The following is a 25,880-nucleotide window of genomic DNA, read 5'->3' as shown; positions in this document are numbered from 1 at the left end:
CCCCGTCCCCCTCTGCGAGGATGCCGGACGTGACCGGCGTACTTTCCACCAAGAGCATCAACCGTCTGCTCGAGGGTCTCGACCCCGAGCAGCGCGCCGCCGCCAGTGCCCCCCGGGGGCCGGTCTGCGTGCTCGCCGGCGCCGGCACGGGCAAGACCCGCACGATCACCCACCGGATCGCCCACCTCGTCCGGTCCGGGCACGTTTCCGCCGGTCAGGTCCTCGCCGTCACGTTCACGACGCGGGCCGCGGGGGAGATGCGGACGCGGCTGCGCGGCCTCGGCGTCGAAGCGGCGCAGGCGCTGACGTTCCACGCCGCCGCCCGCCGCCAGCTGCGGTACTTCTGGCCGCGCGTGGTCGGCGACCGGCCGTGGGACCTGCTGGAGAACAAGCTGCGGTACGTCGGCCAGGCCGCCAACCGGGCCAAGCTCGGGACCGAGGTCGAGGTCCTGCGCGACCTGGCGAGCGAGATCGAGTGGGCGAAGGCGTCGCTGATCAGCCCGGACGACTACCCGGCCGTCACCGCGCGCGCCCAGCGCGACATCCCGGCCCCGGCGGCGCAGGTCGCCGAGGTGTACCGGACGTACGAAGAGCTGAAGAACGCCGCGCAGGTGCTCGACTTCGACGACCTCCTGCTGCACACGACCGCGGTGCTCGAGGAGCACGGCACCGTCGCCGAGGAGTTCCGGGAGCGCTACCGCTGCTTCGTCGTCGACGAGTACCAGGACGTCACCCCGCTGCAGCAGCGCCTGCTCGACGCGTGGCTCGGCGGCCGCGACGACCTGACCGTCGTCGGCGACGCCAACCAGACCATCTACTCCTTCGGTGGCGCGTCGCCGCGGCCGCTGCTGGAGTTCACCCGGCGCTACCCGGACGCCACCGTCGTCCGCCTCGAGCGCGACTACCGGTCGACGCCCGAGGTCGTCGCGCTGGCCAACCGGGTGATCGGCGCGGCGCGGGGACGGCCGGCGGGCTCGCGGCTGAAGCTGATCGGCCAGCGGCCGCCGGGGCCGGAGCCGCGCTTCGCCGAGTTCGACGACGAGGCGGTCGAGGCCGGGGCCGTCGCCCGCCGGGTGCGCGAGCTGCTCGACGGCGGCGTCTCGGCGAGCGAGATCGCGATCCTCTACCGGGTGAACGCCCAGTCCGAGGCCTACGAGTCGGCGCTGGCCGAGGCCGGCGTCCCGTACCTGGTCCGCGGCGGCGAGCGGTTCTTCAACCGGACGGAGGTCCGGCAGGCGATGTCCGCGCTGCGGATGGCGAGCGGCGACGGCAGCTCCGACCTGGTCACGACGGTGCGTTCGGTGCTCGCCCGGGTCGGCCTGACCGAGTCTCCGCCGGCCGGTGGCGCGGCGAAGGAACGCTGGGACGCGCTCCTGGCGATCGTCGAACTGGCCGAAGAACTCGCCGCGACGGTCGCGGACGCGGACCTGCCGCGCTTCTGTGCCGAGCTCGACCAGCGCGCCGCGGCCCAGCACCCGCCGACGGTCGAAGGTGTGACGCTGGCGTCGCTGCACGCGGCGAAGGGCCTGGAGTGGGACGCGGTGTTCCTCGTCGGCCTCGCCGAGGGCACGATGCCGATCCTCCACGCCGGCGACGACGAAGCGGCGATCGAGGAGGAACGGCGGCTGTTCTACGTCGGCGTCACCCGCGCCCGCGAGCACCTGTGGCTGTCCTGGGCGCTGGCCCGCACGCCGGGCGGCCGGCGCAACCGGCGGCGCAGCCGGTTCCTCTACGGCCTGGTCCCGGAGGACCACCCGGCCGCCAGGGTCGCGCGGTCCCAGCAGAAGCCGGCGACGCCGGTCAAGACGCGCTGCCGCGTCTGCGGCGGGCCGCTGCTGGAGACCATCGACGTCAAGCTGGGCCGCTGCGGGCGGTGCCCGTCCACAGTGGATGAGGGCCTGCTGGAGCGGCTGAAGACGTGGCGCAGCGACCGGGCGCGCGAGCTCAAGGTGCCGACGTTCGTCGTGTTCACGGACGCGACGCTGATGGCCATCGCCGAGCAGCGCCCGACCGACGAGGCGGCACTGGTGTCGATCTCCGGCATCGGCGCGACGAAGCTCGAACGCTTCGGCGCGGAGATCCTCGGCGTCGTCCGGGCGTCGGCGGGGTCTTGACCGCGTCCGAACCATGATCGACGCGGCGAACCCGCTGCTCAGAGGCGATCTTCGTATCTTCGAGGATTTTCCCGTTAATTGAGTTGCCTCGGTGTGGTGCGGAGCAATAACCTGCCAGTACCGAGCCCGAAGGGCTCGACTGGGGATCTTGAGGAAGCGCCGCTCGGCGGCCGCTTGTGCAGAGTACAGAAGGAGGTGCCGGTGAAATGACCATCAACCTGACGCTCACGAACCCGGGCACCCGTCTGTCCTGCGCCGCGGAAGTTGCGGCTGCTCAGCGCCCGGGCACTGGTGTGTCCGTGAGCGCTCACGGGATCCGTGGCATGCGGCGCGTCTCGCGTCGCTGGGCCACCGGTGTCGTCGTCTTCGGGACGCAGGGCGTTCTCGCCGCGTACCCGCAGGCTGATCTGCCGACCATCAAGCAGTTCCGTGTTCCGTTGTCGATACGGGAGCGAAGTTCCTGACCTAGTCAGGACACGAGGCTCACGAAGGCCGCGGAACCGGGAAACCCGGATCCGCGGCCTTCGTGCTTTTTGGCTGCACAACCCAAGAGGAACAGCGTTGCCCAGCTCCAGCACCCACTCGAAATCCCGTACGACACAAGGAGGAACCACCATGTCTTCGGCCGTCGCCTACACCTCCGGTGAGGCAATATTCGCCGACCTGCTCGACCCGATCACCGTCCCCGACGTAGCGCTGCCCTGCCGTTCGGGCGACGCGGACCTGTGGTTCGCGGAGTCCCCGGCCGAGCTCGAGCGCGCCAAGGCCCAGTGCGCCGACTGCCCGGTCCGCGAGGCCTGCCTGGCCGGCGCCCTGGCCCGTCGCGAGCCGTGGGGCGTCTGGGGCGGCGAGATCTTCGAGCGCGGCGCGGTGATCGCGCGCAAGCGGCCCCGCGGCCGCCCGCGCAAGAACGCAGCTGTCGAGCCCGTCGCCGCCAAGGCCGGCGACGACCACCGGAGCGCTGCCGCATGAGCGTCGAACCGGTCACCACGAGGGATTACGAAGCCCACCCCCGCAGCGAAGAGCTGCAGCTGACGAAGACCGAGATCGAGGAGATCAGCGAGATGTTGCTTTACGAAGAACTGTCCAGAGCCCGAATACGGGACCTGGAGGAGGGGGTCCGCGCCCAGCGGGCCCGAGGTGGCGCGCGTGCCGCCCGCCGATGGACGCGAGTAGCCCGCTGGGCCGCTCGCCGGGCGGAGCGGTACCAGGACCAGAACTGAGCGCAGGCCCCTGCCGCCCGTCCGCGGGCGGTGGGGGCTTTGCGCTTCGGGGATTTGGCGCGTGGTCCGGTGGCGTGGTCACGCTCGCTGGGCGCGGTTGTGTTGTGGCGGTGCGCGGTGGAGTTGGTGCCGCTGGGCGGCGGGCGAGGGTGGATTGGGCCGCGGCCGTGCGCGGTTGCGTGCCGCCGTTGCCGCGGGCGTTCGGGGCGTGTCGCTGAGGTGCGGTTGTGCTGTGGTGTTGCGCGGTCGGGTTGCTGCCGCTGGGCGGGCGAGGGTGGATTGTGCCGCCACCGTGCGCAGTTGCGTCCCGCCGTTGCCGCCGCCGGTGGCGTTCGGGGTGCGTCGGCTGAGGTGCGGTTGCTCCGCGCCGTTGTGCGGATGGCGGTGTCGCCTGGCGCTTGCTGCGGCGTTCGGGGTTCTCGGGGCCTCCTTCGGGTGGCCTCCTTTCGGGGCGCTCGGGGGCGGGGCCGCTGGTGTTGAATGGGGTGATGTCCGGACACACCCACGGCGACATCGACTGGGCGGATCGGCTGGCCCAGCTGCGCATGGCCGACTCGCTCGATGCCGAGGCGCTTGCGCCCGTTGCCCGGCGGCTTGTCGGGTCGGTCGGGGAGCGGCCGACCGTGGTCGATGTCGGGTGTGGGGCCGGAGGGATGAGCGTGCTGTTCGCGCGCGAACTCGGCCGCCGCGGTGGGGGCACCGTTGTGCTCTTCGATGCCACGCCGGCGCTGCTGGTCGAGGCCGAACAGGCCGTGGCCGAGGTGGCCGGCGAGTCCGTCGAGGTCGTCAGCCTGCTCGGGGACCTCACCGATCCCGCGCTGGCCGTGCCGGCCGCCGACCTCGTGTGGGCGTCCGGTGTCGTGCACCACGTCGGCGATCAGCAGGCCGCGCTGCGCAGCCTGGCCGGCCTGCTGCGGCCGGGTGGGGTGCTGGCCATCTCCGAGGGCGGGCTCGAGATGCGGTGCCTCCCGTGGGAGCTGGGGGTCGGGCGCCCCGGACTGGAGCATCGGCTGCTGGCCGCCCGGGCCTCGTGGTTCGAGCGGATGCGCGCCGGGATTCCGGGCAGCGTCGCCCTGCCCTACGGCTGGCCGCGCGCGCTTCGCGAAGCCGGCCTCGAGGCCGTCGAGTCGTTCGGTGCGCTCATCGACCACCCGATGCCGGGCTCGGACCTCCTTCGTGAGTACGTGGTGCGCACCGCGTCGGGTGGTTCGCGGAATCGGCCGGGGAGTGGCTCGACGCCGACGACCGGGCCGCGGCCGCCACCTTGACCGACCCGCGGAGCCCGGACTTCCTCGGCCGGCGGGACGACCTGTACCTGCTCGGCGCCAAGGCGATCCACTGTGGACGGCTGCGGTGACCGCGCCGGAACCGGTCGTGTGCACGCGCTGCGGCCGGACTCGCACCGCCGACGACGATCCGGCTACGGCGCTCGCCTGGGTGTCCACCCGCGAGCGGGGAGCGCTGCGGTGGCTGTGCCCGGACTGCGCGCGGCAGCACGTGCGGGACATCGAAGGCAAGCTGCCCGACGAGTATTGGTGATCACTTCGCCCTCCTGAGCGTGACGGCGGCCATCAGGCCGCGTCTCCGATGAGCGTCTGCGGAACCGCGCGGACCTTGGGGCGGGGGGTGCGGGACGCTTCGCCGAAGGCCCTGGCCAGCTCCTGAGCCACCTCTCGCGGGACCTGGCGCAGCTGCCTGACCGTGCAGCGGACCAGCACGATGCCCGTCGCCGCCAAGGCCAGGTGACTGAAGCCGCCTCCCGGGCCCGGGGTGCAGCGGTACTGCCAGGCCAGGCCGAACTCGTCCCACCAGGCGTCCGCCGCGCCGATGCGGCGGCCGCGACGATCGCAGATCGTCTGGTCCCAGCTCGGCGGCGGGAGGGGCACCAGGTCCAGGACGCGGGTGGCCAGGCCGTGCGCCTGGATCGGCCCCTCGTCGAGCTCCCGCAGCACCTTGCGGACCACCGCCGTGCCGCGTTGGGGGCCGGACTCGAGCTCCGCCAGCAGCTCCTGCCGCTCGCACAGGCCCCAGTAGAGCGGCAGCGTCAGCAAGTGCCGCACGCGAGCCGGGTCGGGTGCGGACCGCGCCAGGTCCAGCGTCGCCCTTGCCGGCGGGGCGAACGGAAGGCCGTCGACCTGGACCGGGTCCGGTAGCCGGGCCGTGCGTGTCAGGCGGATTCCCTCGCAGGCCACCACCCGGCAGTGGTCGGGCACCAGCAGGTGGATCTCGCCCTCCACCGGGCACTTCACGCCGTGGGCCTGCAGGGCGTCGGCCCCGGTGATCACCACCCGTGGCCCGTAGCGCACCAGCGCGGCGTGCAGCAGGTGCTGCCGTGTCGGGGCGGTGTTGCGCAGCAGGACGACACCGGGGTGCAGGCGGCGCCACGGCCCTCCCGGGCCGCAGAGCCGCCGGGTTCTTCGGTCCGACACCCCCGCCCGGCGCAATTGTTCGAGGTTCATCACCTCGCAGCCGCCGGGATCGCGAAGGGTGAGCGGGTCAGTGCATTGAGTAGCAGCCATGTTTCGAGCATGGCTGCTCGGCCAACCGGGTGGAACCCCGTCCGCCCCAGCTGTGGACAACTCGGCGGAATCCCTCCGTTCGGGGCCCCGCCTGTGGACAACTCAGGCGGCGAACCCCGGCTGCCAGCGCTCCACGATGCCGCGGGCCGGGATCTCCGCGTCGAGCTGGCAGAGGATGCCCGTCGACCCCGCCGTCACCCGGTGGATCATCAGGTACTCGGGCGGCAGGTTGAGCGAGCGTCCGACGCGGAAGTCGTTGCCGCGGCTGTCGCCCACCCGGCCGGCCTGCTTCTGCATCCAGCGGCGGGTGAAGTGGAACGTCGGCGCCGCCAGCGGCTCGGTGAACGGCGCGAGGTAGGAGAGCACCTCGTCCGCGGTGAGGTCGCTGTCCGGCCGGATGAACCGGTTCTCCCGCAGCAGGCGCATCAGCTCGGCGGACTCGCCGTCGAGCGCCAGCCGGGTCATCTCGCCCAGGTGGCGGGGGATGCCTTCGGGCAGCCGGGCGACGCCGCCGAAGTCGATGACGACCAGCCTGCCGTCCTCGGTGATCATGAAGTTGCCCGGGTGCGGGTCCGAGTGGAGCAGGTGGACGCGCTCCGGCGACGAGTAGTGGAACTCCGCCAGCAGCCGGCCGGCGAGGTTCCGCGTTTCGCGATCGCCGTCCGCGATCACCTTCGACAACGGCGTGCCGCTCACCCATTCCGTCACGACGACCTTCGGCGCGCTGGCCACCACCCGTGGCACCAGGATGCCGGGATCGCTGTCGAACGCCTTCGCGAAGGCGCGCTGGTGCTGGGCCTCGGCCTGGTAGTCGAGCTCCTCGTTCATCCGCTCCGCGAGCTCGGCCAGCAGTGGCTTGACCTCGGTGCCCGGTACGAACGCCTGGAACAGCCGGCTGAACCGCTGCAGCTGCCGCAGGTCGCTGCGGAGGGCCTCGTCGGCGCCCGGGTACTGCACCTTGACCGCGACCGCGCGGCCGTCGTGCCAGACCGCGCGGTGCACCTGTCCGATGCTCGCGGCCGCCGCCGGTTCGTCGTCGAACGAGGCGAACCGGCTGGCCCAGGTACGGCCCAGCTGCTCGGCGAGCACCCGGTGGGTCTGCCGGACCGACATCGGCGGCGCGGCGGCCTGCAGCTTCGTCAGCGCTTCGCGGTACGGCTTCGCCATGTCGTCCGGCACCGCCGCTTCGAACACGCTCAGCGCCTGGCCGAACTTCATCGCCCCGCCCTTGAGTGTGCCGAGCACCTCGAACAGCTGCTCGGCGGCCTTCGCCGACAGCGTGGCGTTCACCTGTTCCGCGCTCTGGCCCGCGAGCCTCTTGCCCCAGCCGCCGACCGCCCGGCCGGCGATGCCGAGCGGGAGACTGGCGAGCTTGGCGGTACGGGCAGCACCCTTGCGCGGCATCGCGGTGTCGCGATCGGCTGGGTCGCGGAAGTCGGTCACAACGGCGATTCTGCCCTGCGGCGACGGCGGCGCGCAGCCTGCGAGCGGCGTCTTCGTGGGCTACGTCTCCAGGATCACCTCCTGGGCGCCGCACCGGCACCGCGGGTGCGGCGGCCAGCCCCGGTGGCGGATGCGGCCGTCGAAGGCGTCGATCTCGAGGGTCGCGTTCCACGTCGGCGGGGCCGGCGCGCTCGGGGAGAACAGCCGCATCGCCTGGGCGACGGCCAGCGACGCGCAGGACTGGACCGCACCGAGGTCGGGCCGCTGGTGCCGGCCGGCGAGCTGCCCGGCGACGCGCGGCCAGCACGGGTCGAGGTCCGTGCGGTGCAGGTCGGCGCAGCGCAGGCACGAACTGCGGCCCGGCACGACCAGGGGCCCGACGATGCCTGTGCCGTCGCGGACGCGCGCCGCCAAGTGGGGCACGCCGTCGCCCATCAGCTCGGCGACGAGCTCGGGAGCCGGCACGACGGCGTCGGTGAGCAGCGCCAGGTCCGGGTACCGGTCGTGCAGGCGGGTGACGCGGACTTCGGGATCGACCCGGCGGAGCAGGTCGGCGAGGGCCTCCCGCCGGGACCGGCCCAGGTCCGCGACGGTGAAGCCGGAGCCGAGATCGTGCTCGGTCACCGTGCCGGACACCCGCGGCTCGACGTGCCCGATGCCGGCGTTGGCCAGCAGCACGGCGGCCGCCACCGCCACCCGGCCGTCGCCGTGCACCGAGACCGCGGCCGCGCGCCGCCGGTCGGCCATGGCGGGCTGGTGGTGCCGGGCCCGCAGCGACCAGAGGCCGGGCTCGCCGCGGAAGCCCGGGCTGTCGGGCCGGCCGGCGTCGGTGACCAGGCCGAGCGCGGTCAGCTGCCGCAGCAGTGTCCGCAGCTGGTCGCGGTGTTCGCTCTCGGCGAGCAGAAGCCGCTCGACCGGCTTGCTGCCGTCGAGGGCGCGCAGCTTCGCGACGAGGTGCGGGGAGAGGTTTTCGACGATCACGCCGTGGCGCGGGTCGAGGCCGATCTGGATCTCCCGGGGACCGCGTTCGAGCACGGTGAGGCCCGGGAGCAGGGCAGGGTGGGCCGGCAGGAGGACCGGTGGCATGTCCGCGGTGTCGAGGAGCATGTCCGCAGGATCGCACCCGGCGGCGACCGGGAGGCCTCGGAAGGAGCCGGAACGGCCGAGTTGTCCACAAGTGGAACCCCCTGTGGACAACTCGGGTCTGTGACCTCAAGGCGCTCGGAGTTGTCGGTGCCTGGCCTTACCGTTGTCGGGTGGTCGAAGCACGAATGCCCTCACTGAGGAGCCGGGGGGACACGAACCCCCCGTCGGACACACCCGGACACAAGGTCGAAGTGCGGCGCAGCCAGCGCCGGCACCGGACGGTCACCGCGTATTGGAACGACGACACGCTCGTCGTGCTCATCCCCGCGCGGATGACCAGGGCGGAGGAGAAACACTGGGTCGCCGAGATGGAGCGCAAACTGCAGCGCTCGGAACCACGTCGGCCGGCGTCCCCGAAGACGTCGGACGAAGCCCTGCTGGCGCGCTGCGCGCTGCTGTCGGGCAAGTACCTGGGCGGCACCGCGGTGCCGGCGAGCGTCCGCTGGGTGCCGCCGATGCGCACGCGGTGGGCGTCCTGCACGCCGGTCGACGCGACCATCCGGGTCAGCGAACGGCTGCGGAAGGTGCCTCCGTGGGTCCTGGACTACGTGCTGGTGCACGAGCTGGCGCACCTGCGGGAGCCCGGGCACGACGCGGCTTTCTGGGCGCTGGTGCAGCGGTACCCCAAGACGGAACGAGCGATCGGGTACCTGGAGGGGTTGTCGGCCGCGGCCGGGTGGGGGATCTCCACCGAGGACTGAGCGGGTGACGGTGATCGGGGTGATCCGTGGTTGCGGGTCACCCCGGTTCCGTCCGGATGCCGCGCGTGACGGCGGGGCTCGCCGGCGGGGCTCGTGTGCTTGGAGGGTCGGCTGGCGTGCTTGGAGGGTCGGCTCGCGTGTCTGGAGGGACGACACGGTGCGGGCGATGAGGAGGGGCGGGTGAAAATGGAGCCGGGCGCCTCGCTCGTTGCGAGACGCCCGGCTCCGGGTGGTGCTCAGCTCTTGGCGTTGCCCTCTTCGGGGTCGTCGCCGGACGGCTTCGGCGGGGTGTCCTTCTCCCGCTCCGAACGCTCGGCCTGCTCCGTGCGCTCCAGCTCGGCCATCGGGTCCAGGTCGTCGATCGAGCCCGCCGAACCCACCCGGTCCGCGAAGTCGATCGGCTCGTCCAGGTCTTCGGCCGTCGGCATCAGGTCCGGGTGGGACCACAGGCCGTCGCGCTTTTCCGTGCCGTGGCGCTCGCCTACCAGCGACCACAGGTTCGAGGCGTCCCTCATGCGGCGGGGGCGCAGCTCCAGGCCCACCAGGGTGGCGAACGTCTGCTCGGCCGGGCCGCCCGTCGCGCGGCGTCGGCGCAGCGTCTCGCGCAGGGCGTCCGCTCCCGGGAGGCGGTCGCCCACCGCTTCGGCCACCACCACGTCGACCCAGCCTTCGACGAGAGCCAGCAGCGTCTCCAAGCGCATCAGCGCCGCCTTCTGCTCCTCGGTCGTCTGGGGCTCCAGCAGTCCCGAGGACATCGCTTCTTCGATGCTCGCGGGGTTCGCCGGGTCGATGCGGCCGGCCAGGGACTCCAGGGCCGACGTGTCCACCGAAATGCCGTGCGCGAACTCTTCGACCGTCGCCAGCAGGCGCTGCCGCAACCAGGGCACGTGCGTGAACAGGCGCTGGTGCGCCGCCTCGCGGGCGGCCAGGAAGACCAGGATCTCGCTGTTCGGCAGCTCCAGGCCCTCGGCGAACTTTTCGATGTTCGCCGGGAGCAGGGCCGACGTGCCGGCCGGGGCCAGGGGCAGCCCGATCTCCGTCGAGGTCAGCATCTCCGAGGCCAGCTGGGCCAGCGCGTTGCCGAGCTGGGAGCCGAAGGCCATCCCGCCCATCTGCCCCATCATCTGCAGCAGCGGGCCCGCGGCCTGCTTGGCCTCCTCCGGCAGCGCCTCCATCCAGGCGCCCGAGACCTGCCGGGCCACCGGGTCGCACAGCCGCTGCCACGTCGGGAGCGTCTTCTCCACCCAGGAGCGCGGCGACCAGGCGACCGTCGACGTCGCGCCGGCCGGGTACACCGTCGCCGCGTCGAGCCACAGCTCGGCCAGGTGGGCGGCGTCGCGGACCGCGGCGTTCGCGTCGTCGCCGCCGCGGAAGCCGAGCTTGCTCTCTCCGGTGTTGCCTTCGCTGCCGAGGGTCTGCAGGGCGATCTGCTTGGCGAGGTCGTAGTTCACCGGCCCGCTGGAGGTGCCGGCCTGGCTGAGCATCTGGCCCAGCTGGCTCAGCATCTGCCCGAGCTGGTTGAAGGCCTCGGCGCCGGACTGCTGCCCGCCTTCCGAGGGGTCGTTCTCTCCTCGTTTGTCGGGATCGGAAGGTCCGAAGCCGAACGGGGGTTTGCTCATGTGTCCACCGTACGCGGGTCGGCGGCCACCGAGGGGGTCAACCGGACCCATGTGCGTGGCCTTCACCGGGAAGCGAACGCGGTCACCGTACGCTGTCGGTCGTGACCAAGTCCTCCGAGGAGACCGCCCCCGCGAAGAGCGCCCCGGAACCGGCGCCGGAGCCGGCCGGCGAGGCCCGCCGGATGACCCGGCGCGGCTGGACACTGGTGGTCAGCGGCTCACTGTTCCTGATCTTCGTGGTGCTCGGCTCGGTCGTGCCGGTGCCGTTCGTCGCCATCAGCCCGGGCCCGACCTACGACACGCTGGGTCGCGACGCGGCGGGCAACCCGGTCATCCAGGTCACCGGGCACGAGACCCACCCGACCACCGGCGAGCTGCGGATGACGACCGTCTCCCTGCACGACGGCGTCACCCTGTTCCAGGGCCTCGGTTTCTGGGCGAGCGGCCGGTTCGCGCTCGCGCCGCGCGAGGAGTACTTCAAGCCGGGCGAGACCAACGAGCAGGTCAAGCAGGAGAACATCCAGCAGCTGCAGGACTCGCAGACGAACGCCCAGGTCGCCGCCCTGCGCAAGCTGGGCTACCCGATCAAGGTGCTGGCGAAGCAGATCGTCTCCGGCAGCCCGGCCGACCACGTGCTCTCGCCCGGCGACAAGCTGATCACCGTCAACGGCAAGAAGGTCGCCGAGGCCGCCGACGTGCGGGCCGCGCTCGCCGGCACCCTGCCCGGCCAGACCGTCCAGATCACCTTCCAGTCGGACGGCCAGCCCGAGCGGACCGTGCCGCTCACCCTCGCCGCGCGCCCCGACCGCAAGGAGGGCTTCATCGGCCTCACCGCGGTCGACCGCGCCGACGCGCCGTTCACCGTCAACATCTCCCTGCAGGACGTCGGCGGCCCGTCGGCCGGGCTGATGTTCACCCTCGCCATCATCGACCGCCTGCAGTCCGGCGACCTCGCGGGCGGCCGGCACATCGCCGGCACCGGCGAGATCACCGAGACCGGCGAGGTCGACCCGATCGGGGGGATCTCGTTCAAGGTCGTCGGCGCCCGCGAAGCCGGCGCCACCGACTTCCTGGTGCCCGAGCACAACTGCGCCGAGGCCAAGACCGCCGCGCCCGCCGGCCTCAACCTCATCAAGGTGTCCACACTGGACGACGCGCTCACCCAGCTCGCCAACCTGAAGGCGGGACGCCCGACGGCCGCCTGCTAGGGCAGCAGCGTGGCCTTCAACGCTTCGAGCAGGTTCGGCGCCAGGTCGGGACTTTCCACGATCTCGTCCATCGCTTCGTCCGTGCCCTCGGCCGTGCTGATCCCGCGCAGCCGCATCACGCAGGCGCCTTCCCCGTCGCGCAGGACGGCCGCGACCAAGCGGGCCTCCGTGCGCTGCGGGTGGTCGGCGGCCGCGCGGCGGAGGCTCTCGGCGTCCGCCTCGGCGACGTCCGGCAGCTCCGACTCCGAGCCCGGCGGCAGCACGATGATCTCCTGGGCCAGCGCGCACCCGATGACGAGGTCCGGCCACGCGATCCGGCCCAGCGCCTCGGCCAGATCGCCGTCCGGCAGCGCTTCCTGCGCCACCGGCGTCAGCGGGTTCGCCCGGTCGAGCTGGCCGGCCAGCTCCGGCTGCTCGTCCAGCAGCGCCGCCGTCGGCACCAGCGCGAACAGCTGCGGCGGCTGGTCCCAGCCGCCCGCGGCCATGAACTCCTCGATCTCACGGGCGAGCGCGGCCACACCGGCCTGTCGCGCTTCGTTCGCTGCCATGCGCACATCGTGTCAGGTCGGCCGGCGCGCCGGCGCCGCGAGTCCGGTTTGGGCGGGTCCCGGGAACTTCACCGGGCATCCGTAGAGTTAGGGAATCAGGGGGCGCACGCGCCCCTGCTCGAGTATTGACGAAGACAGGAGCGTGTGCCGTGGCGACTCGGCCCCCGGTGAGCCTGCCGAAGCTGTCCCGGCGGAGCCGGATCCTCCTCATCATCGCCGCGGTGATCGTGCTGGCGCTGTTGCTCGGGGCCCGTCTCCTCGACACGTACGTCGACTGGCTGTGGTTCGGCGAAGTCGGCGCGCGAGAGGTGTTCACCACCCAGGTGGTGACCCGGATCATCCTGTTCTTCGCCGTCGGCCTGCTCGTCGGCGGGGCGCTGGCGGTCAGCCTGATGATCGCCTACCGGAGCCGCCCGGTGTTCGTGCCGATCTCCGGCGCCGACGACCCGCTGGCGCGCTACCGGTCGGCGATCGTCGCCCGCATCCGCCTCTTCGGCGTCGGCATCCCGGTGCTCACCGGCCTCATCGCCGGCCTGTCCGCCCAGAGCGACTGGCAGGTCGTGCAGCTGTTCCTCAACGGCACCTCGTTCGGCCAGACCGATCCCGAGTTCGGCAACGACGTCGGCTTCTACGCCTTCGACCTGCCGTTCATCAACTGGCTGCTCGGCTGGCTGTTCATCATGGTCGTCATCTCCTTCTTCGGCGCCCTGATCTCCCACTACGTCTTCGGCGGGATCCGCCTGGCCGGCAAGGGCGGCCAGCTCGCCGGCCCGACCCGCGCCCAGCTCGCCATCACCGTCGGGCTCTTCGTGCTGCTGAAGGCGGTCGAGTACTTCTTCGACCGGTACAACCTGCTGCTGTCCGACCGCGGGATGCCGCTGTTCGTCGGCGCCACCTACACCGACCTCAACGCGGTGCTGCCCGCCAAGCTGATCCTGCTGTGCATCTCGGTGATCTGCGCGATCGCGTTCTTCGCCGGTGCCTTCCTGCGCAACCTGCAGCTGCCGGCCATCGCCCTGGTGCTGCTGATCCTGTCCAGCATCCTCGTCGGCGTCGCCTGGCCCGCCGTCCTCGACCAGTTCTCGGTGAAGCCGAACGCGAACGAGAAGGAAGCGACGTCCATCCAGCGCAACATGGACGCCACCCGCCGCGCCTACGGCCTCACCGAAGTCCAGTACCAGCCCTACACCGGCAAGTCGGACGCCACCCCGGAGCAGATCAAGGCCGACAACGGGACGATGTCGAACATCCGGCTGCTCGACCCGAACATCCTCTCCGACACCTTCACGCAGCGCGTCGGCCGCGAGAACTTCTACGGCTTCCCGGCCAAGCTGGACATCGACCGCTACACCGTCGGCGGCGTGGCGCAGGACTACATCGTCGCCGCCAAGGAGATCAAGACCGAGGGCCTCACCGGCAACCAGACCAGCTGGATCAACAAGCACCTCGTCTACACCCACGGCAACGGCTTCGTCGTCGCGCCGGCCAACACGATCGACCGCGCGGTCAAGGACGCCAACTCCGACGGCGGCTACCCGATCGCCACGACCAGCGACACGCAGAACCCGTCCGGAGCCGGCTCGTCGGCCCCGGGCCAGCCCGGCATCGAGGTCAAGGAACCGCGCATCTACTACGGCGAGCTGTCCGCCGCGGAATCCGACTACGCCATCGTCGGCGGCACCACCGGCAACGCGCCCGGCGAGTACGACACCGCCACCGACCGCTACAAGTACACGGGCACCGGCGGCGTCCCGATCGACAACTGGTTCAACCGCCTCGCCTTCGCCGCCGAGTACGGCGAACGGAACATCCTGTTCTCCGACGCCATCGGCGACAACTCCAAGATCATGTACAACCGCGACCCGCGCGACCGCGTCAGCAAGATCGCGCCGTGGCTGACCCTCGACGGCGACCCGTACCCGGCGGTCGTCGACGGCAAGATCCAGTGGATCATCGACGGCTACACCACCCTCAACAACTTCCCGTACGCCCAGCAGACCCAGCTCGGCGCGGCCACGAACGACTCCCTCAACGGCGTCGCCCGCCAGGCCAACAGCTCCATCAACTACATCCGCAACTCCGTCAAGGCCACCGTCGACGCCTTCAACGGCAGCGTGAAGCTCTACTCGATCGACGACAAGGAACCGGTCCTCAACGCCTGGGAGAAGGTCTTCCCCGGACTCGTGAAGCCCAGCTCCGAGATCTCCCCGGACTTGCGCGCCCACTTCCGCTACCCCGAAGACCTCTTCAAGATCCAGCGTGAACTGCTGTCGCGCTACCACGTCAGCAACCCGCAGGAGTTCTACTCGCAGCAGGCCTTCTGGAGCGTCCCGCAGGACCCGACCGCCGAAGGCGGCTCGAACCCGGCCGCGGCCGGCGCGGCGAACCAGCCCGGCTACTACGTCCTCGCCGACACCCCGGGCCAGACCAAACCGACGTTCCAGCTGACCAGCTCGCTCACCGGTCTCCAGCGCCAGTACCTCGCGTCGTGGATGTCGGTGTCCTCCGACCCCCTTGACTACGGCAAGATCCGCGTCCTCCAGCTACCCAGCGCGGCCACCGGAGCCACCCAGGTCGACGGTCCGGTCCAAGTCCAGAACCGGTTCCAGAGCGACTCCCGCGTCGCCCAGGACCGCACCCTGTTCAACAACCCCAACGTCACCCCCATCTACGGCAACCTGATCACGCTGCCGGTCGCCGACGGCTTCCTCTACGTCGAACCCGTCTACATCCGGCAGCGCAACCAGAACAGCTACCCGCAGCTGGCCCGCGTCCTCGTCTCCTACGGACCCAAGGTCGGCTACGGCGCCACCCTCCAGGAAGCCCTCGACCAGGTCTTCGGCGCCGGCACCGGCGAAGCCACCACCACGCCACCCCAAGCCGGCCAGCCGACCTCGCCGACGACACCCACCACCCCGACCACGACACCCCCCAACACCGGCGGCGGCAACGCGGCCCTCGACCGGGCCGTCGCCGACATCCAATCGGCCATCGCCAAACTCAAGGCCGCCCAGCAGTCCGGCAACTTCACCGACCAAGGCGCCGCACTCGCCGCCCTCGACGCGGCCGCCCGCGCCTACGAAGCAGCCAAGACCGCGCCCCCCGGAACCAGCACCGCGCCACCCAGCACCCAGCCCGGAGGGTGACATCGGTTACCCAAGCGGCACCTGCTTTGCACCCCCGCGAAACGAGGGCGTAAGGTAGGTGCCACGACGCGGGGTGGAGCAGCTCGGTAGCTCGCTGGGCTCATAACCCAGAGGTCGCAGGTTCAAATCCTGTCCCCGCTACAGAGGTTGGGAGGGGTGTGTTCGCGGAAAGCGCGAACACACCCCTCCTTCGCATTTGCCCCTGGGGGTCGAACCCCCAGACCCCCGCCAGGGGGGCTTCGCCGCCCCTGGACCCCCCGGTGGGTGGTTGGCTTGTCAGGTGAGCCAACCGTTCGTTCCGGTGGGTGGTTGCGTTGTCAGGTGAGCCAGGCGTTTGTTTTGCCTGTTGTGTTTGCTATGTAGCCGTCTGGGCGGACCAAGATCTTCTCCAGGTCTGGCCAGGGGAGTTCGGGGACCTCTGCTACGAGTACCTCTGTGTGGGGGCTGGGGGTTGGGGTTTTTGTCAGCAGGACCCAGTTTCCTTTGTGGAATAAGGTGGATGCGTGGCCGCCGTTGGGTAGGGGGAAGTCGGGGAGGCGGGTTCCTGTTGCTGGGTGGGTTTCTTCTGTCGCGTAGCGGATGTTGAGGCCGGAGACCATTCCTGACAGGTGGTGCTGGACTTCCGGGAGGGTTGCCAGGTCTCGGAAGAGGGCTCTCAGGGCCAGCTGGTTCGGGGTTGTCGGGATCAGGGCGTTCTGGGCCGCTATGTTGTCCAGGACCTGCTTGGCCACTGTGCGGCGCTCTGATTCGTACGTGTCCAGGAGTCCTGCCGGGGCTCGGTTGTTCAGCTCTGCTGCCAGCTTCCAGCCCAGGTTCATCGCGTCCTGGACTCCCAAGTTCAGGCCCTGGCCTCCTGCCGGGAAATGGGTGTGAGCCGCGTCGCCCGCGAGGAGTACTCGGCCTACCTTGTAGCTTTCCGCCAGGCGGCTGTCGTCCGAGAAACGGGATGCCCAGCGGATCTCCGCTATCTCCGCTTCGGGGCCGAAGCGTTCGGTGACTGCTCGCCGGACTTCTTCGTCCGTGACGTCGGCTCGGAGGTTGGCCGGGCGGTTCAGGCGGTCGCCGAAGCTGATGCGGTACAAGTTCGGTTCGGCCAACGGGATGACGCCGACGAACTTGCCGGGGCTCTGCGAGGTCACCATGTTGGTCATCGAGCGCCACTGCGTCGGTGCGCCCGGCGGCGTCGACTTGAACAGCACGTCCGCTGCCACGCCGTGGCCCCGGCCCTCGATGCCTTCGAACGACAGGTTCAACGCCTTGCGCACCCCGCTGCGGCCGCCGTCGCAGCCCACCAGGTACGCCGCTCGGACGCGCAGGTCGCCCGCCGTGACCGTGACGCCGTCGGCGTCTTGGACGAAGTTCGTGAGCTCGTGCCCTCGCCGCACCTTCACGCCCTGCTCCGCCAGGCGCTCCTCCAACGCCGCTTCGACCTCCGCCTGCGGGATGCCCAGCTGGTACGGGTGGCGGGTGTCCCAGCCGGTGTAGGGCACCGGGATCACCGCGAAGTGTCCGTCCGCGACAGTCGCGAACGAGCGGTCCCGCGCGCGAGGCAGCAAACCCCGCAGATCCAGGACTTCCGCCGTGCGTGGTTGGAGGTTCAGGGCCTTCGACAACCCCGTTCGCTCGTGCATCCGCTCGAGCACCAGAACGTCCACTCCGGCCAGTGCCAGCTCGTTCGCCAGCATCAGGCCCGTCGGGCCCGCGCCGGCGACGACCACCTCCGCCGTCAACTCCTGCATCCCCAGCTCCTTAACAACGTTAAATTGACCTGCCCCCAGAGTGGCCTTAACATCGTTAAATTGTCAAGCCGGGATACTGAGGAGTACTCAAAAGATGGCCCTGACCAGGGAGAACATCGCTCGGGCTGGGCTGAAGCTGCTCAACGAAGTGGGACTCAACGGGCTCACGCTCCGGCTGATCGCCGCCGACCTCGGCGTCAAGGCGCCCGCGCTCTACTGGCACATGAAGAACAAACAGGAACTGCTCGACGAGATGGCGACGCAGATGTACCGCGACTCCGTGGCCGATCGGCGGCCGCCGGCGTCGGCGGGAGAGTGGGAAGGTGTCGCGCACAGCGCCCGGGCGCTTCGGCGGATGATGCTCGCCTACCGCGACGGCGGAAAGGTTTTCGCTGGTACGTACCTCGGCGACACGAGCTTGGTCGGCGAGCACCCGCTGCGCCGGAGCATCGAAGCCGGGCTCGACGAGGCGCGGGCGAGCCGGGCGACGTTCACCGTCTACTGCTTCGTCATCGGCTACGTGATCGAGGAACAGGCCGTGCGGCCCATGCCCGGCGAGTTCGACGAGCGCTACCGCGAGTCGGCGGGTGAGGCGGTGCTGGGGGACGCCGACGCGCGGTTCGAGGACGGGCTGACCATGGTCCTCAGTGGAGCCCGGCAGTGGCTCGAAGCGCCGTAAGAGCAGGTCAGGGGCTTTTCGGACCCCGGTGTAAAGCCCCTCGCGACCCCGTGTAATCTATTGAAGTACCAAAACGGCGCGGGGTGGAGCAGCTCGGTAGCTCGCTGGGCTCATAACCCAGAGGTCGCAGGTTCAAATCCTGTCCCCGCTACAGTATCGGAGGCCCGTGTTCGCGGAAAACGCGAACACGGGCCTCTTTCGCATGTTTTGGGGGTCGAACCCCCAAACCCCCGCCAAAGGGGCTTCGCCCCCTTGGATCCCCCGTGGTAGGTCGCTTTTGCTACGGATCTCGTGATGTGGGCGGCCGTGGTCGCTGGTTGCGTTGTGTGTTCGGAGTGCGCCAAGCCGGGGATCGCCGCCTGCCGAACTCACCTGCCTGGAGGTGTTGGGGGCTAGCGAGTGCGTCTGGTTGGGCCAAAATGGCCTGGGAGCGGTTGCAGAGCGTATCCGGGTCCACAGTGGACCGGGTCGCATTGGGCCGAACGAGGGGATCTCACTAGCCACAATGGACAGATCCGCTGACCACTGTGGACACAGCGGCCGATAAGTGGGAATCTAGGGGGCGTGTCCGAATTGAATGCAACAGCCGCCGCCCTGCTCGGTCTGCTCCACGACGGTCCCGCCACCGGCGGGCAGCTCGTCGCGGGAGCGGGTGAGCGATTCGGCGCCTTCTTCAGCGTCACCCGCAGCCAGGTGTACCGGGAGCTCCCGGCGCTGTCCAAAGAAGGTCTCGTCCGGCTCGGCAAGCAGGGCCCGCGCTCCAGCCAGCAGTACCTGATCACCGCCGCCGGCAAGAAGGCCTTCAAGGCCTGGCTGACGTCCGAAGCCGGCCCCGACCACCTGCGCAGCCCGCTCATCCTGCGGCTCGTGCACGCCGGGTCGCTGACCGCGAAGCAGCGCCAGTCGCTGCTCGAGTCGGCCCGGACGAGCTACAGCCAGCAGCTCGACGACGCCAAGGCGGCCACCAAGGCGGCCGAGGGGCCGTACGAGAAGGCGGTCGCCGAGTTCGCCCAAGCGCAGGCCAAGGCCGCGCTGAAGCTGCTCGACGCCATCCCCGCGGCCTGAGGTTCGCGCGCCCACGACCGGTCCTCGCAACCGGTCGTGGGTTTTGCCGTAACCTTGACAAACGTGAGTGATGAGTTCGACGCGGCACTGAGGGACCTGACCGGCAAGCTGACCCAGATCGAGTCGGTGATGGACCTCGACGCGCTGCGCGCCCAGGTGGCCGACCTGGAACAGCAGGCATCGAGCCCCAACCTCTGGGACGACCCGGAGGCGGCGCAGAAGGTGACGAGCCAGCTGTCCCACCGGCAGGGCGAGCTGCGCCGGGTCAGCGAGCTGCGCCAGCGGGCCGACGACCTGGCCGTGCTCTACGAGCTCTCCGAGGCCGAGGGCGACTCCGGCAGCATGGCCGAGGCCGAAGCCGAGCTCGCCGACCTCGGCAAGGCCATCGACGGCCTCGAGGTCCGCACCCTGCTCTCGGGCGAATACGACGACCGCAACGCCGTCGTCACCATCCGCTCCGAGGCCGGCGGCGTCGACGCGGCCGACTTCGCCGAGATGCTCCTGCGCATGTACCTGCGCTGGGCGGAGCGCCACGGCTACCCGACCGACGTCTACGACATCTCCTACGCCGAAGAGGCGGGCATCAAGTCGGCGACGTTCAAGGTGACCGCCCCCTACGTCTACGGCACCCTCTCGGTCGAGCAGGGCACCCACCGGCTCGTCCGGATCTCGCCGTTCGACAACCAGAGCCGCCGCCAGACGTCGTTCGCGCACGTCGAGGTGCTGCCGGAGGTCGAAGAGGTCGACCACGTCGACATCGCGGAGAAGGACATCCGGGTCGACGTCTACCGCTCGTCCGGCCCCGGCGGCCAGAGCGTCAACACGACCGACTCCGCGGTGCGCATCACGCACCTGCCGACCGGCATCGTCGTCTCCTGCCAGAACGAGAAGTCGCAGCTGCAGAACAAGGCGGCCGCGCTGAAGGTCCTCCAGGCCCGGCTGATGCTGCGGAAGAAGGAAGAGGAGCGCGCCGAGATGGACGCCCTCAAGGACGGCGGGTCCAGCTGGGGCAACCAGATGCGCTCCTACGTGCTGCACCCGTACCAGATGGTGAAGGACCTGCGGACCGACTACGAGGTCGGCAACCCGTCGGCGGTGCTCGACGGCGAGATCGACGGCTTCCTCGACGCCGGCATCCGCTGGCGGAAGCAGTCGGCCGCCTGATCGGCGCAAGGGGTAGGCGTGCGACCGCTCACCGTGCGCAAACGCCCCTTGCTCCACTCGGGTGCACCGGGCAACCGGGGCTTCACGAGACCGGTGGGTAGTATGCCGAATCGTGATCCGGCTCGAAGAGGTTTCCAAGGTCTACAAGACCTCGACGCGGCCCGCGCTCGAGCGGGTGTCCGTCGACATCGAAAAGGGTGAGTTCGTCTTCCTCATCGGTCCCTCGGGATCGGGGAAGTCGACCTTCCTCCGGCTGCTGCTGCGCGAAGAGACGCCCAGCAAGGGCCGCGTGATGGTGTCCAACTTCGACGTCGCCAAGCTGGCCCGCCGCAGGGTCCCGCGCCTGCGGCAGACCATCGGCTGCGTCTTCCAGGACTTCCGCCTGCTCGCGAACAAGACCGTCGCGGAGAACGTCGCGTTCGCCCTCGAGGTCATCGGCAAGCCGGGCCCGACCATCAAGAAGGTCGTTCCCGAGGTGCTGGAGCTCGTCGGCCTCGACGGCAAGGCGGACCGGCTGCCCAACGAGCTCTCCGGTGGTGAGCAGCAGCGCGTCGCCATCGCGCGTGCGTTCGTGAACCGCCCGCTGGTGCTGCTCGCCGACGAACCGACGGGCAACCTGGACCCCGACACCAGCCAGGACATCATGCTGCTGCTGGAGCGGATCAACCGCACCGGCACCACCGTCCTGATGGCCACCCACGATCACTCCATCGTGGACTCCATGCGGCGCCGAGTCGTCGAGCTGCAGCTCGGCCGGGTGATCCGCGACGACGCCCGCGGCGTCTACGGCATCGGTCGCTGACCGCCCCGCCCTTCAACGACCCCGACCCCAAGGACCTGCACCCGCCATGCGCGCCAGTTTCGTCTTCAGTGAGGTAGTCACCGGCCTGCGCCGGAACGTCACGATGACCATCGCGATGATGCTGACCACGGCCGTGTCGCTCGCCATGCTCGGCGGCGGCCTCCTCGCCGTGCGGACGATCGACAAGATGAAGTCCAACTTCCTCGCCGACGTCGAGGTTTCCGTCTACCTCACCGACGACATCAGCGCGACCGACAAGAACTGCACGCAGGCGCTGTGCCAGTCGCTGCGGACCTCGCTGCAGAGCAACAACGGTGTCGAGTCGGTCGTGTTCGAGAACCGCGACCAGGCCTTCGACCGGTTCAAGAAGATCTTCGAGAGCCAGCCGGAGCTGGTCGCGCTCACCGGCCCCGAGTCGCTGCCCGCGTCGCTGCACGTGAAGCTGAAGGACCCGGACCGCAGCGACGCGATCGTGCAGGAGTACGGGAACAAGCCGGGCGTGCGGAAGGTCGACGACCAGAAGAAGTTCCTCGACCGCGTCTTCAACGCCTTCAACGGCGTCCGCAACATGGCCTTCGGCGCCGCGCTCATCATGGCCATCGCCGCACTGCTGCTGATCGCCAACACGATCCAGGTGTCCGCGTTCACCCGGCGCACCGAGGTCGGCATCATGCGGCTGGTCGGCGCGACGCGGTGGTACACGCAGCTGCCGTTCCTCCTGGAGGCGGTGGTCGCCGGCGCGGTCGGTGCGATCCTCGGGATCATCATGCTGGTGCTGACCAAGGTGAGCTTCCTCGACGCGGTGTTCACCGGCGATGTCTTCCCGAAGATCACCACGCTGGAGCTGCTGTTCCCGGTCGCGCCGATCCTGCTCGGGGTGTCCGTGGTGATCTCCGCCATCACCGGTTACGTCACGCTGCGCCTGTACGTCCGGCACTGAGTTAACCCGCTGCTCGTCACCGTCGGAATCACGTAGAGTGGTCGTATGCCCAAGGAACGTGGCCAGAAGGTGATCGTGTCGAACCGCAAGGCGCGCCACGATTACTCCATCCTCGACACCTACGAGTGCGGTCTCGTGCTCGTCGGTACCGAGGTCAAGAGCCTGCGCGAGGGCAAGGCGTCCCTGGCGGACGCGTTCGCGACGGTCGACGACGGCGAAGTGTGGCTGCGCAACGTCCACATCCCGGAGTACACGCAGGGCACGTGGACCAACCACATGCCGCGGCGCACCCGGAAGCTGCTGCTGCACCGGCGGGAGATCGAGAAGCTCATCGGCAAGACCAAGGAGAGCGGGCTTTCCTTGGTCCCGCTGTCGATGTACTTCAAGGACGGCAAGGTCAAGGTCGAGATCGCGCTGGCCCAGGGCAAGAAGGCCTACGACAAGCGGCAGACGCTCGCCAAGCGCGACGCGGACCGCGACATCAGGAAGGCGATGGGCCGCGCGCTGAAGGGCCGGTTCACGGAGTGACGCCCGGCCCGGCTTCCGACGCGGACGTCGCGCGCTGGACGGCGTCGCTGGGCCTGCCGGGCCTGGTCGACCTGCACGTCCACTTCCTGCCGAAGCCGGTGATGGACAAGGTCTGGGCGTACTTCGACCGGGCCTCGACGCACTACGGCACCGAGTGGCCGGTGCACTACCGGACGTCCGAAGTGGAGCGGCTGGACACCCTGCGTGCGCTGGGCGTGACGCGCTTCGCGCCGCTGGTCTACCCGCACAAGGCGGGGATGGCGCAGTGGCTGACGGACTGGGCGCTCGAGTTCGCCGCCCGGGTCCCGGCCGCGGTGCCGACCGGCACGTTCTACCCCGAGCCCGGGGCCGGGTCCGCTGTGGACGATGCGCTGCGCGCCGGCGCCCGGGTGTTCAAGGCGCACGTCCAGGTGGGTGCGTACGACCCGCGCGACGACCTGCTGAAGCCCGTGTGGGGCGCGCTGGCCGACGCCGGCGTCCCGGTCGTCGTCCACTGTGGACACGGACCGTTGCGGGGCGACTTCACCGGGTTGTCGGTGTTCGAAGAGGTCCTCGCCCGGCACCCGCAGCTGACGGCGGTGCTCGCGCACGCGGCGATGCCCGAGTTCGGGACGGCCTTCGAGCTGCTGGCGAAGTACCCCCGGGTGCACCTGGACACCACGATGGTCGGCGTGCCGTTCGCCGAGGCGATGTCGCCGCTGCCGCCGGACTGGACGGCGCGGCTGGCGGAGTTCGCCGGCCGCGTCGTGCTCGGCACGGACTTCCCGAACATCCCGTACTCCTACGCGACGCAGCTGCAGGCGATCGCCGGCTGGGCGGCCGACGATCGCCTGGGGGAGCCGTTCCTGCGGGCCGTCCTGCACGACACCCCGCTGCGGCTGCTCAGCGCTTGAGGCCGGGCAGGGTGGCGCGTTCGCTCACGGTGACCGCGCGGCCCAGCAGGTCGACCACCGGGATCTGCTTGCCGGCGAGGAGGAACCCGGCCGTCGCCAGCACCACCCACGGCACCGGGCCGCGCGCGATGCCGTCCGACAGCGGGGCGAACCCGTGCGCCGCCAGGCCGAGCAGGCCACCCGAAACCATCAGCCCGGCCGCGACCAGCTGCGGCACCTTCGCCGTCGCGACCGCGGTGTCGCGCTGCATCTCGAAGTGCGCGAACAACCGGAGCAGCCCGAACAGCACCATCCCGCACGCCGCGAACCACGCCGGGGCCATGGCCAGCCAGAACACCGTGCCCGGGGCCGGCGTCTGGTAGCCGAGGCCGTACACCGTCACGCCCGCCACCACGACCAGCGCCGGCATGTGCCAGAGGTAGACGCTCATGAACCGGGCGCCGAGCCAGCCGAGGGCGTCGCCGATGCCGGGACGCGCCGCGAGCGCGTTGAGCTGCGGGCGGAAGGCGAGCAGCAGGCCGATCTGGCCGACGGCGAGGAAGGCGAGCAGCACGGTCGGCGGGCTCATGTTCGACACCGGCGCGCCCGGCATGCCGATCATGCTGGCCGGGTACGGTCCGAACGCCACCAGCAACGCCGTGACGCCGAACCCGGCCGCCGACAGCGCCAGCGCGCCGCGGCGGGTCAGCGAGCCGAGGCGGCCTTCGACGTAGTGGAAGCCCAGCTGGTGCACGGCGACCCAGACGAAGATCGCGTTGGCGTAACCGATGTAGCCGAAGTCGTTGAAGCGCGCGACGTCGACGAGGATGCCCGCCGCGCCCATGACGAGCGGCACCTTCAGGCCCCAGCGCCGGTGCGCGGCGACCATCAGCGGCGTGAGCAGCACGACGAGCACGTACACCGCGAGGAACCACAGCAGCTGCGCGGCGATCGCGCTGCCGACCTGCAACGGCTGCGGCGGGACACCCAGGCCGCGCAGGAAGTCCGGCACGATCAGCCAGACCGCCATCAGCGGCAGCACCGGCACCATCAGGCGCTTGATGCGCCCGGCCAGCCACTGCTGCGTGGACGCGGCGCGGCGGAAGGAGATCAGGTTGGCCGCGCCGCCGGCGAAGAAGACCAAGGGCATCACTTGCGACAACCAGGTCACGACCCACCAGCCCGGCGTCGCCAGGGCGTTGCCGGTGGCGAGGTGCCCGTCGGAGTAGGAGAGCACCGGCATGATCCAGTGCTGGGCGATGACGGCGAGGATGGCCCCCGCCCGGACGACGTCGAGGAACCTGTCGCGGCTCGTGTGCATGCTGCTCAGCCTGGCCGGTTCGACCTGGGAAGACAGCGGTGCTGCCCGGCCTGTTCGGGGTCCTGTTCACCCCCGGTGGATACGGGGGTTCTCCCTACTAGCGCAGGCCGTCGGGCTCGGGTTCGTGCTGCGCGGCGGCGAGGCGGTACTCCCAGCCGTGGTCGGTGAGGCCGAGCTCGTAGCGCGTCTCGATCTTCGGGCCGCCGTGCAGGTGGATGTGCCGGATGACGGTGCCGGGGATCGGCTCGGCGTCCCCGAGCTCCTGGACACGGCCGTCGAGCGGGCCGCCGAAGAAGCGGACGCAGCGGGTCTCGTCGGACATCTGCGGCTCCTCTCGACGGCGGGTCCGCTCATGGTAGGTGAGCGCTCACCCGGGTGCCGCCCGCGGAACGGGTGACCCGTTGCCACCCTACGGGACTTTTGGTCACGCTCCGTCGCTCAACGACCCAGGTAGGTCAACACCGCACGGACCCGGCGGTGTTCCTCCGCGCTGGCTTCGAGCCCGAGCTTCGAGAAGATGTTGCCGATGTGCTTCTCCACCGCGCCGTGCGATACCACCAGGGAGTTCGCGATCGCCGTGTTCGACAAGCCCTGGGCCATCAGGCCCAGGACTTCGGACTCGCGGGCCGTCAGCGCGTCCAGCGGGTTGCGCCGGCCGCGGGCCATCAGCTGGGCGATCACGTCCGGGTCGATCGCCGTGCCGCCGCCCGCGACGCGGCGGACCGCGTCCAGGAAGTCCGCGACGTCCGCCACCCGCTCCTTCAGCAGGTAGCCGACGCCGCCCGCGCCACCCGAGAGCAGCTCCACCGCGTACGACTCCTCGACGTACTGCGACAGCACCAGCACCGGCAGCCCCGGGATCTCCTTGCGCGCCGCCAGTGCCGCGCGCAACCCCTCGTCGGTGAACGTCGGCGGCATGCGGACGTCGACGATCGCCAGGTCAGGGCGGTGTTCCTTGAGCGCGCCGAGCAGGTCGTCCCCGTTGTCGACGGCCGCGACCGTCTCGATGCCCTCGTCGGCGAGCAGGCGGGTCACCCCGGCCCGCAGCAGCACGGCGTCCTCGGCGATCACTACCCGCATCCGGCCCCCAAGCTCGTGGATGA

Annotated in this window: 24 protein-coding genes, 2 tRNA genes and 1 pseudogene; 18 read left to right on the top strand and 9 right to left on the bottom strand. The window is 70.5% G+C overall.

Annotated features, from left to right (window positions below):
- The first annotated feature begins 29 nt into the window (after positions 1-29).
- The 6 genes and pseudogenes from AB0F52_RS27150 to AB0F52_RS27125 all read left to right on the top strand — a co-directional run bounded on the left by AB0F52_RS27150 (position 30) and on the right by AB0F52_RS27125 (position 4,876).
- Positions 30-2,114: an ATP-dependent DNA helicase UvrD2 gene (locus AB0F52_RS27150; protein WP_360176686.1), complete on the top strand. Its 2,085-nt coding sequence runs from the start codon at positions 30-32 to the stop codon at positions 2,112-2,114.
- Positions 2,115-2,320: 206 nt separating this feature from the next.
- Positions 2,321-2,578, top strand: a complete 258-nt coding sequence (locus tag AB0F52_RS27145) for a hypothetical protein (RefSeq protein WP_360176683.1) — start codon at positions 2,321-2,323, stop codon at positions 2,576-2,578.
- 151 nt (positions 2,579-2,729) lie between these two features.
- A complete protein-coding gene (locus tag AB0F52_RS27140) occupies positions 2,730-3,086 on the top strand; it encodes a WhiB family transcriptional regulator (RefSeq protein ID WP_360176680.1) in 357 nt (118 codons plus the stop codon).
- Positions 3,083-3,337 (top strand): hypothetical protein, encoded by a 255-nt coding sequence (locus AB0F52_RS27135; protein WP_285988598.1) that lies wholly within the window; start codon positions 3,083-3,085, stop codon positions 3,335-3,337. The genes AB0F52_RS27140 and AB0F52_RS27135 overlap by 4 nt, the downstream gene beginning before the upstream one ends.
- 488 nt (positions 3,338-3,825) lie before the next feature.
- A pseudogene (locus AB0F52_RS27130) lies at positions 3,826-4,694 on the top strand (class I SAM-dependent methyltransferase).
- A complete protein-coding gene (locus AB0F52_RS27125; RefSeq protein WP_360176677.1) occupies positions 4,691-4,876 on the top strand; it encodes a hypothetical protein in 186 nt (61 codons plus the stop codon). The pseudogene AB0F52_RS27130 and the gene AB0F52_RS27125 overlap by 4 nt, the downstream one beginning before the upstream one ends.
- Before the next feature lie 32 nt (positions 4,877-4,908).
- Here the strand turns inward: AB0F52_RS27125 and AB0F52_RS27120 are convergent, their stop codons facing one another.
- The 3 genes from AB0F52_RS27120 to AB0F52_RS27110 form a co-directional block, all read right to left on the bottom strand.
- Entirely contained in the window at positions 4,909-5,796 is an 888-nt protein-coding gene (locus AB0F52_RS27120) for a hypothetical protein (RefSeq protein ID WP_360176751.1), read from the bottom strand.
- A gap of 162 nt (positions 5,797-5,958) precedes the next feature.
- Complete coding sequence (locus AB0F52_RS27115) at positions 5,959-7,299, bottom strand: AarF/ABC1/UbiB kinase family protein (RefSeq protein WP_360176674.1); 1,341 nt, start codon at positions 7,297-7,299, stop codon at positions 5,959-5,961.
- Between the two features lie 60 nt (positions 7,300-7,359).
- Positions 7,360-8,406: a hypothetical protein gene (locus AB0F52_RS27110; RefSeq protein ID WP_360176671.1), complete on the bottom strand. Its 1,047-nt coding sequence runs from the start codon at positions 8,404-8,406 to the stop codon at positions 7,360-7,362.
- A gap of 230 nt (positions 8,407-8,636) precedes the next feature.
- On the opposite strand from AB0F52_RS27110, the gene AB0F52_RS27105 reads away from it, so the two are divergent.
- The gene (locus AB0F52_RS27105; RefSeq protein WP_013223146.1) at positions 8,637-9,146 is read left to right on the top strand and encodes a M48 family metallopeptidase; all 510 of its coding nucleotides are present in this window, start codon (positions 8,637-8,639) and stop codon (positions 9,144-9,146) included.
- A 236-nt stretch (positions 9,147-9,382) separates the two neighbouring features.
- On the opposite strand, the gene AB0F52_RS27100 is transcribed toward AB0F52_RS27105, so the two are convergent.
- Positions 9,383-10,765 (bottom strand): zinc-dependent metalloprotease, encoded by a 1,383-nt coding sequence (locus AB0F52_RS27100; RefSeq protein WP_360176668.1) that lies wholly within the window; start codon positions 10,763-10,765, stop codon positions 9,383-9,385.
- 101 nt (positions 10,766-10,866) lie between these two features.
- Here AB0F52_RS27100 and AB0F52_RS27095 point away from each other — a divergent pair, with 101 nt between their 5' ends.
- Positions 10,867-11,973, top strand: coding sequence for a PDZ domain-containing protein (locus tag AB0F52_RS27095; RefSeq protein WP_360176665.1), 1,107 nt, complete (start codon positions 10,867-10,869; stop codon positions 11,971-11,973).
- Here the strand turns inward: AB0F52_RS27095 and AB0F52_RS27090 are convergent.
- On the bottom strand, positions 11,970-12,521 hold the full coding sequence (locus AB0F52_RS27090) for a PPA1309 family protein (protein ID WP_360176662.1): 552 nt from the start codon (positions 12,519-12,521) through the stop codon (positions 11,970-11,972). The two genes, AB0F52_RS27095 and AB0F52_RS27090, sit on opposite strands and share 4 nt — an antisense overlap.
- A gap of 149 nt (positions 12,522-12,670) precedes the next feature.
- On the opposite strand from AB0F52_RS27090, the gene AB0F52_RS27085 reads away from it, so the two are divergent.
- Together AB0F52_RS27085 and AB0F52_RS27080 are read left to right on the top strand one after the other, a co-directional pair.
- A complete protein-coding gene (locus tag AB0F52_RS27085) occupies positions 12,671-15,667 on the top strand; it encodes a UPF0182 family protein (RefSeq protein WP_360176659.1) in 2,997 nt (998 codons plus the stop codon).
- A 67-nt stretch (positions 15,668-15,734) separates the two neighbouring features.
- Positions 15,735-15,808: transfer RNA gene (locus tag AB0F52_RS27080), tRNA-Met, on the top strand.
- 176 nt (positions 15,809-15,984) lie between these two features.
- Here AB0F52_RS27080 and AB0F52_RS27075 read toward each other — a convergent pair.
- Positions 15,985-17,406 carry an FAD-dependent monooxygenase gene (locus tag AB0F52_RS27075; RefSeq protein WP_360176656.1) on the bottom strand — a complete coding sequence of 474 codons (1,422 nt, stop codon included), beginning with the start codon at positions 17,404-17,406 and terminating at the stop codon, positions 15,985-15,987.
- Between the two features lie 94 nt (positions 17,407-17,500).
- On the opposite strand from AB0F52_RS27075, the gene AB0F52_RS27070 reads away from it, so the two are divergent.
- From AB0F52_RS27070 to AB0F52_RS27035, 8 genes are all read left to right on the top strand, one after another.
- The gene (locus tag AB0F52_RS27070) at positions 17,501-18,085 is read left to right on the top strand and encodes a TetR/AcrR family transcriptional regulator C-terminal domain-containing protein (protein WP_360176653.1); all 585 of its coding nucleotides are present in this window, start codon (positions 17,501-17,503) and stop codon (positions 18,083-18,085) included.
- Positions 18,086-18,162: 77 nt separating this feature from the next.
- Positions 18,163-18,236: transfer RNA gene (locus AB0F52_RS27065), tRNA-Met, on the top strand.
- A 413-nt stretch (positions 18,237-18,649) separates the two neighbouring features.
- The gene (locus AB0F52_RS27060; RefSeq protein ID WP_086852689.1) at positions 18,650-19,150 is read left to right on the top strand and encodes a helix-turn-helix transcriptional regulator; all 501 of its coding nucleotides are present in this window, start codon (positions 18,650-18,652) and stop codon (positions 19,148-19,150) included.
- A 63-nt stretch (positions 19,151-19,213) separates the two neighbouring features.
- Entirely contained in the window at positions 19,214-20,314 is a 1,101-nt protein-coding gene (gene prfB / locus AB0F52_RS27055) for a peptide chain release factor 2 (protein WP_360176650.1), read from the top strand.
- Positions 20,315-20,426: 112 nt separating this feature from the next.
- Positions 20,427-21,116, top strand: coding sequence for a cell division ATP-binding protein FtsE (gene ftsE / locus AB0F52_RS27050; protein ID WP_003082104.1), 690 nt, complete (start codon positions 20,427-20,429; stop codon positions 21,114-21,116).
- 46 nt (positions 21,117-21,162) lie between these two features.
- Positions 21,163-22,056 carry a permease-like cell division protein FtsX gene (ftsX, locus tag AB0F52_RS27045; RefSeq protein WP_360176645.1) on the top strand — a complete coding sequence of 298 codons (894 nt, stop codon included), beginning with the start codon at positions 21,163-21,165 and terminating at the stop codon, positions 22,054-22,056.
- A gap of 45 nt (positions 22,057-22,101) precedes the next feature.
- A complete protein-coding gene (gene smpB / locus AB0F52_RS27040; RefSeq protein ID WP_013223156.1) occupies positions 22,102-22,584 on the top strand; it encodes an SsrA-binding protein SmpB in 483 nt (160 codons plus the stop codon).
- Positions 22,581-23,477: an amidohydrolase family protein gene (locus AB0F52_RS27035; protein ID WP_360176642.1), complete on the top strand. Its 897-nt coding sequence runs from the start codon at positions 22,581-22,583 to the stop codon at positions 23,475-23,477. Before smpB ends, AB0F52_RS27035 begins: the two co-directional genes overlap by 4 nt.
- On the opposite strand, the gene AB0F52_RS27030 is transcribed toward AB0F52_RS27035, so the two are convergent.
- The 3 genes from AB0F52_RS27030 to AB0F52_RS27020 form a co-directional block, all read right to left on the bottom strand.
- Positions 23,467-24,777 carry an acyltransferase gene (locus AB0F52_RS27030; RefSeq protein ID WP_360176639.1) on the bottom strand — a complete coding sequence of 437 codons (1,311 nt, stop codon included), beginning with the start codon at positions 24,775-24,777 and terminating at the stop codon, positions 23,467-23,469. The genes AB0F52_RS27035 and AB0F52_RS27030 overlap by 11 nt on opposite strands.
- Positions 24,778-24,874: 97 nt before the next feature.
- Positions 24,875-25,099, bottom strand: a complete 225-nt coding sequence (locus tag AB0F52_RS27025) for a hypothetical protein (protein ID WP_360176636.1) — start codon at positions 25,097-25,099, stop codon at positions 24,875-24,877.
- Positions 25,100-25,215: 116 nt separating this feature from the next.
- Positions 25,216-25,857: a response regulator transcription factor gene (locus AB0F52_RS27020; protein ID WP_014466646.1), complete on the bottom strand. Its 642-nt coding sequence runs from the start codon at positions 25,855-25,857 to the stop codon at positions 25,216-25,218.
- Positions 25,858-25,880: the final 23 nt, after the last annotated feature.

This window comes from Amycolatopsis sp. NPDC024027, assembly GCF_040638975.1.
In the GTDB taxonomy this organism is placed as follows: domain Bacteria; phylum Actinomycetota; class Actinomycetes; order Mycobacteriales; family Pseudonocardiaceae; genus Amycolatopsis.
Note: the sequence above shows the minus strand (reverse complement) of the source record. Positions and strands in the feature narration are given on the sequence as shown.

Excerpts from the sequence above, each read along its gene's own strand:
- AB0F52_RS27145 (WP_360176683.1), top strand. The coding sequence starts at position 2,321 with ATGACCATCAACCTGACGCTCACGAACCCGGGCACCCGTCTGTCCTGC.
- AB0F52_RS27140 (WP_360176680.1), top strand. The coding sequence starts at position 2,730 with ATGTCTTCGGCCGTCGCCTACACCTCCGGTGAGGCAATATTCGCCGAC.
- AB0F52_RS27135 (WP_285988598.1), top strand. The coding sequence starts at position 3,083 with ATGAGCGTCGAACCGGTCACCACGAGGGATTACGAAGCCCACCCCCGC.
- AB0F52_RS27120 (WP_360176751.1), bottom strand. The coding sequence starts at position 5,796 with ATGAACCTCGAACAATTGCGCCGGGCGGGGGTGTCGGACCGAAGAACC.
- AB0F52_RS27110 (WP_360176671.1), bottom strand. The coding sequence starts at position 8,406 with ATGCTCCTCGACACCGCGGACATGCCACCGGTCCTCCTGCCGGCCCAC.
- AB0F52_RS27100 (WP_360176668.1), bottom strand. The coding sequence starts at position 10,765 with ATGAGCAAACCCCCGTTCGGCTTCGGACCTTCCGATCCCGACAAACGA.
- AB0F52_RS27090 (WP_360176662.1), bottom strand. The coding sequence starts at position 12,521 with ATGGCAGCGAACGAAGCGCGACAGGCCGGTGTGGCCGCGCTCGCCCGT.
- AB0F52_RS27075 (WP_360176656.1), bottom strand. The coding sequence starts at position 17,406 with ATGCAGGAGTTGACGGCGGAGGTGGTCGTCGCCGGCGCGGGCCCGACG.
- AB0F52_RS27070 (WP_360176653.1), top strand. The coding sequence starts at position 17,501 with ATGGCCCTGACCAGGGAGAACATCGCTCGGGCTGGGCTGAAGCTGCTC.
- ftsX (WP_360176645.1), top strand. The coding sequence starts at position 21,163 with ATGCGCGCCAGTTTCGTCTTCAGTGAGGTAGTCACCGGCCTGCGCCGG.
- smpB (WP_013223156.1), top strand. The coding sequence starts at position 22,102 with ATGCCCAAGGAACGTGGCCAGAAGGTGATCGTGTCGAACCGCAAGGCG.
- AB0F52_RS27030 (WP_360176639.1), bottom strand. The coding sequence starts at position 24,777 with ATGCACACGAGCCGCGACAGGTTCCTCGACGTCGTCCGGGCGGGGGCC.
- AB0F52_RS27025 (WP_360176636.1), bottom strand. The coding sequence starts at position 25,099 with ATGTCCGACGAGACCCGCTGCGTCCGCTTCTTCGGCGGCCCGCTCGAC.
- AB0F52_RS27020 (WP_014466646.1), bottom strand. The coding sequence starts at position 25,857 with ATGCGGGTAGTGATCGCCGAGGACGCCGTGCTGCTGCGGGCCGGGGTG.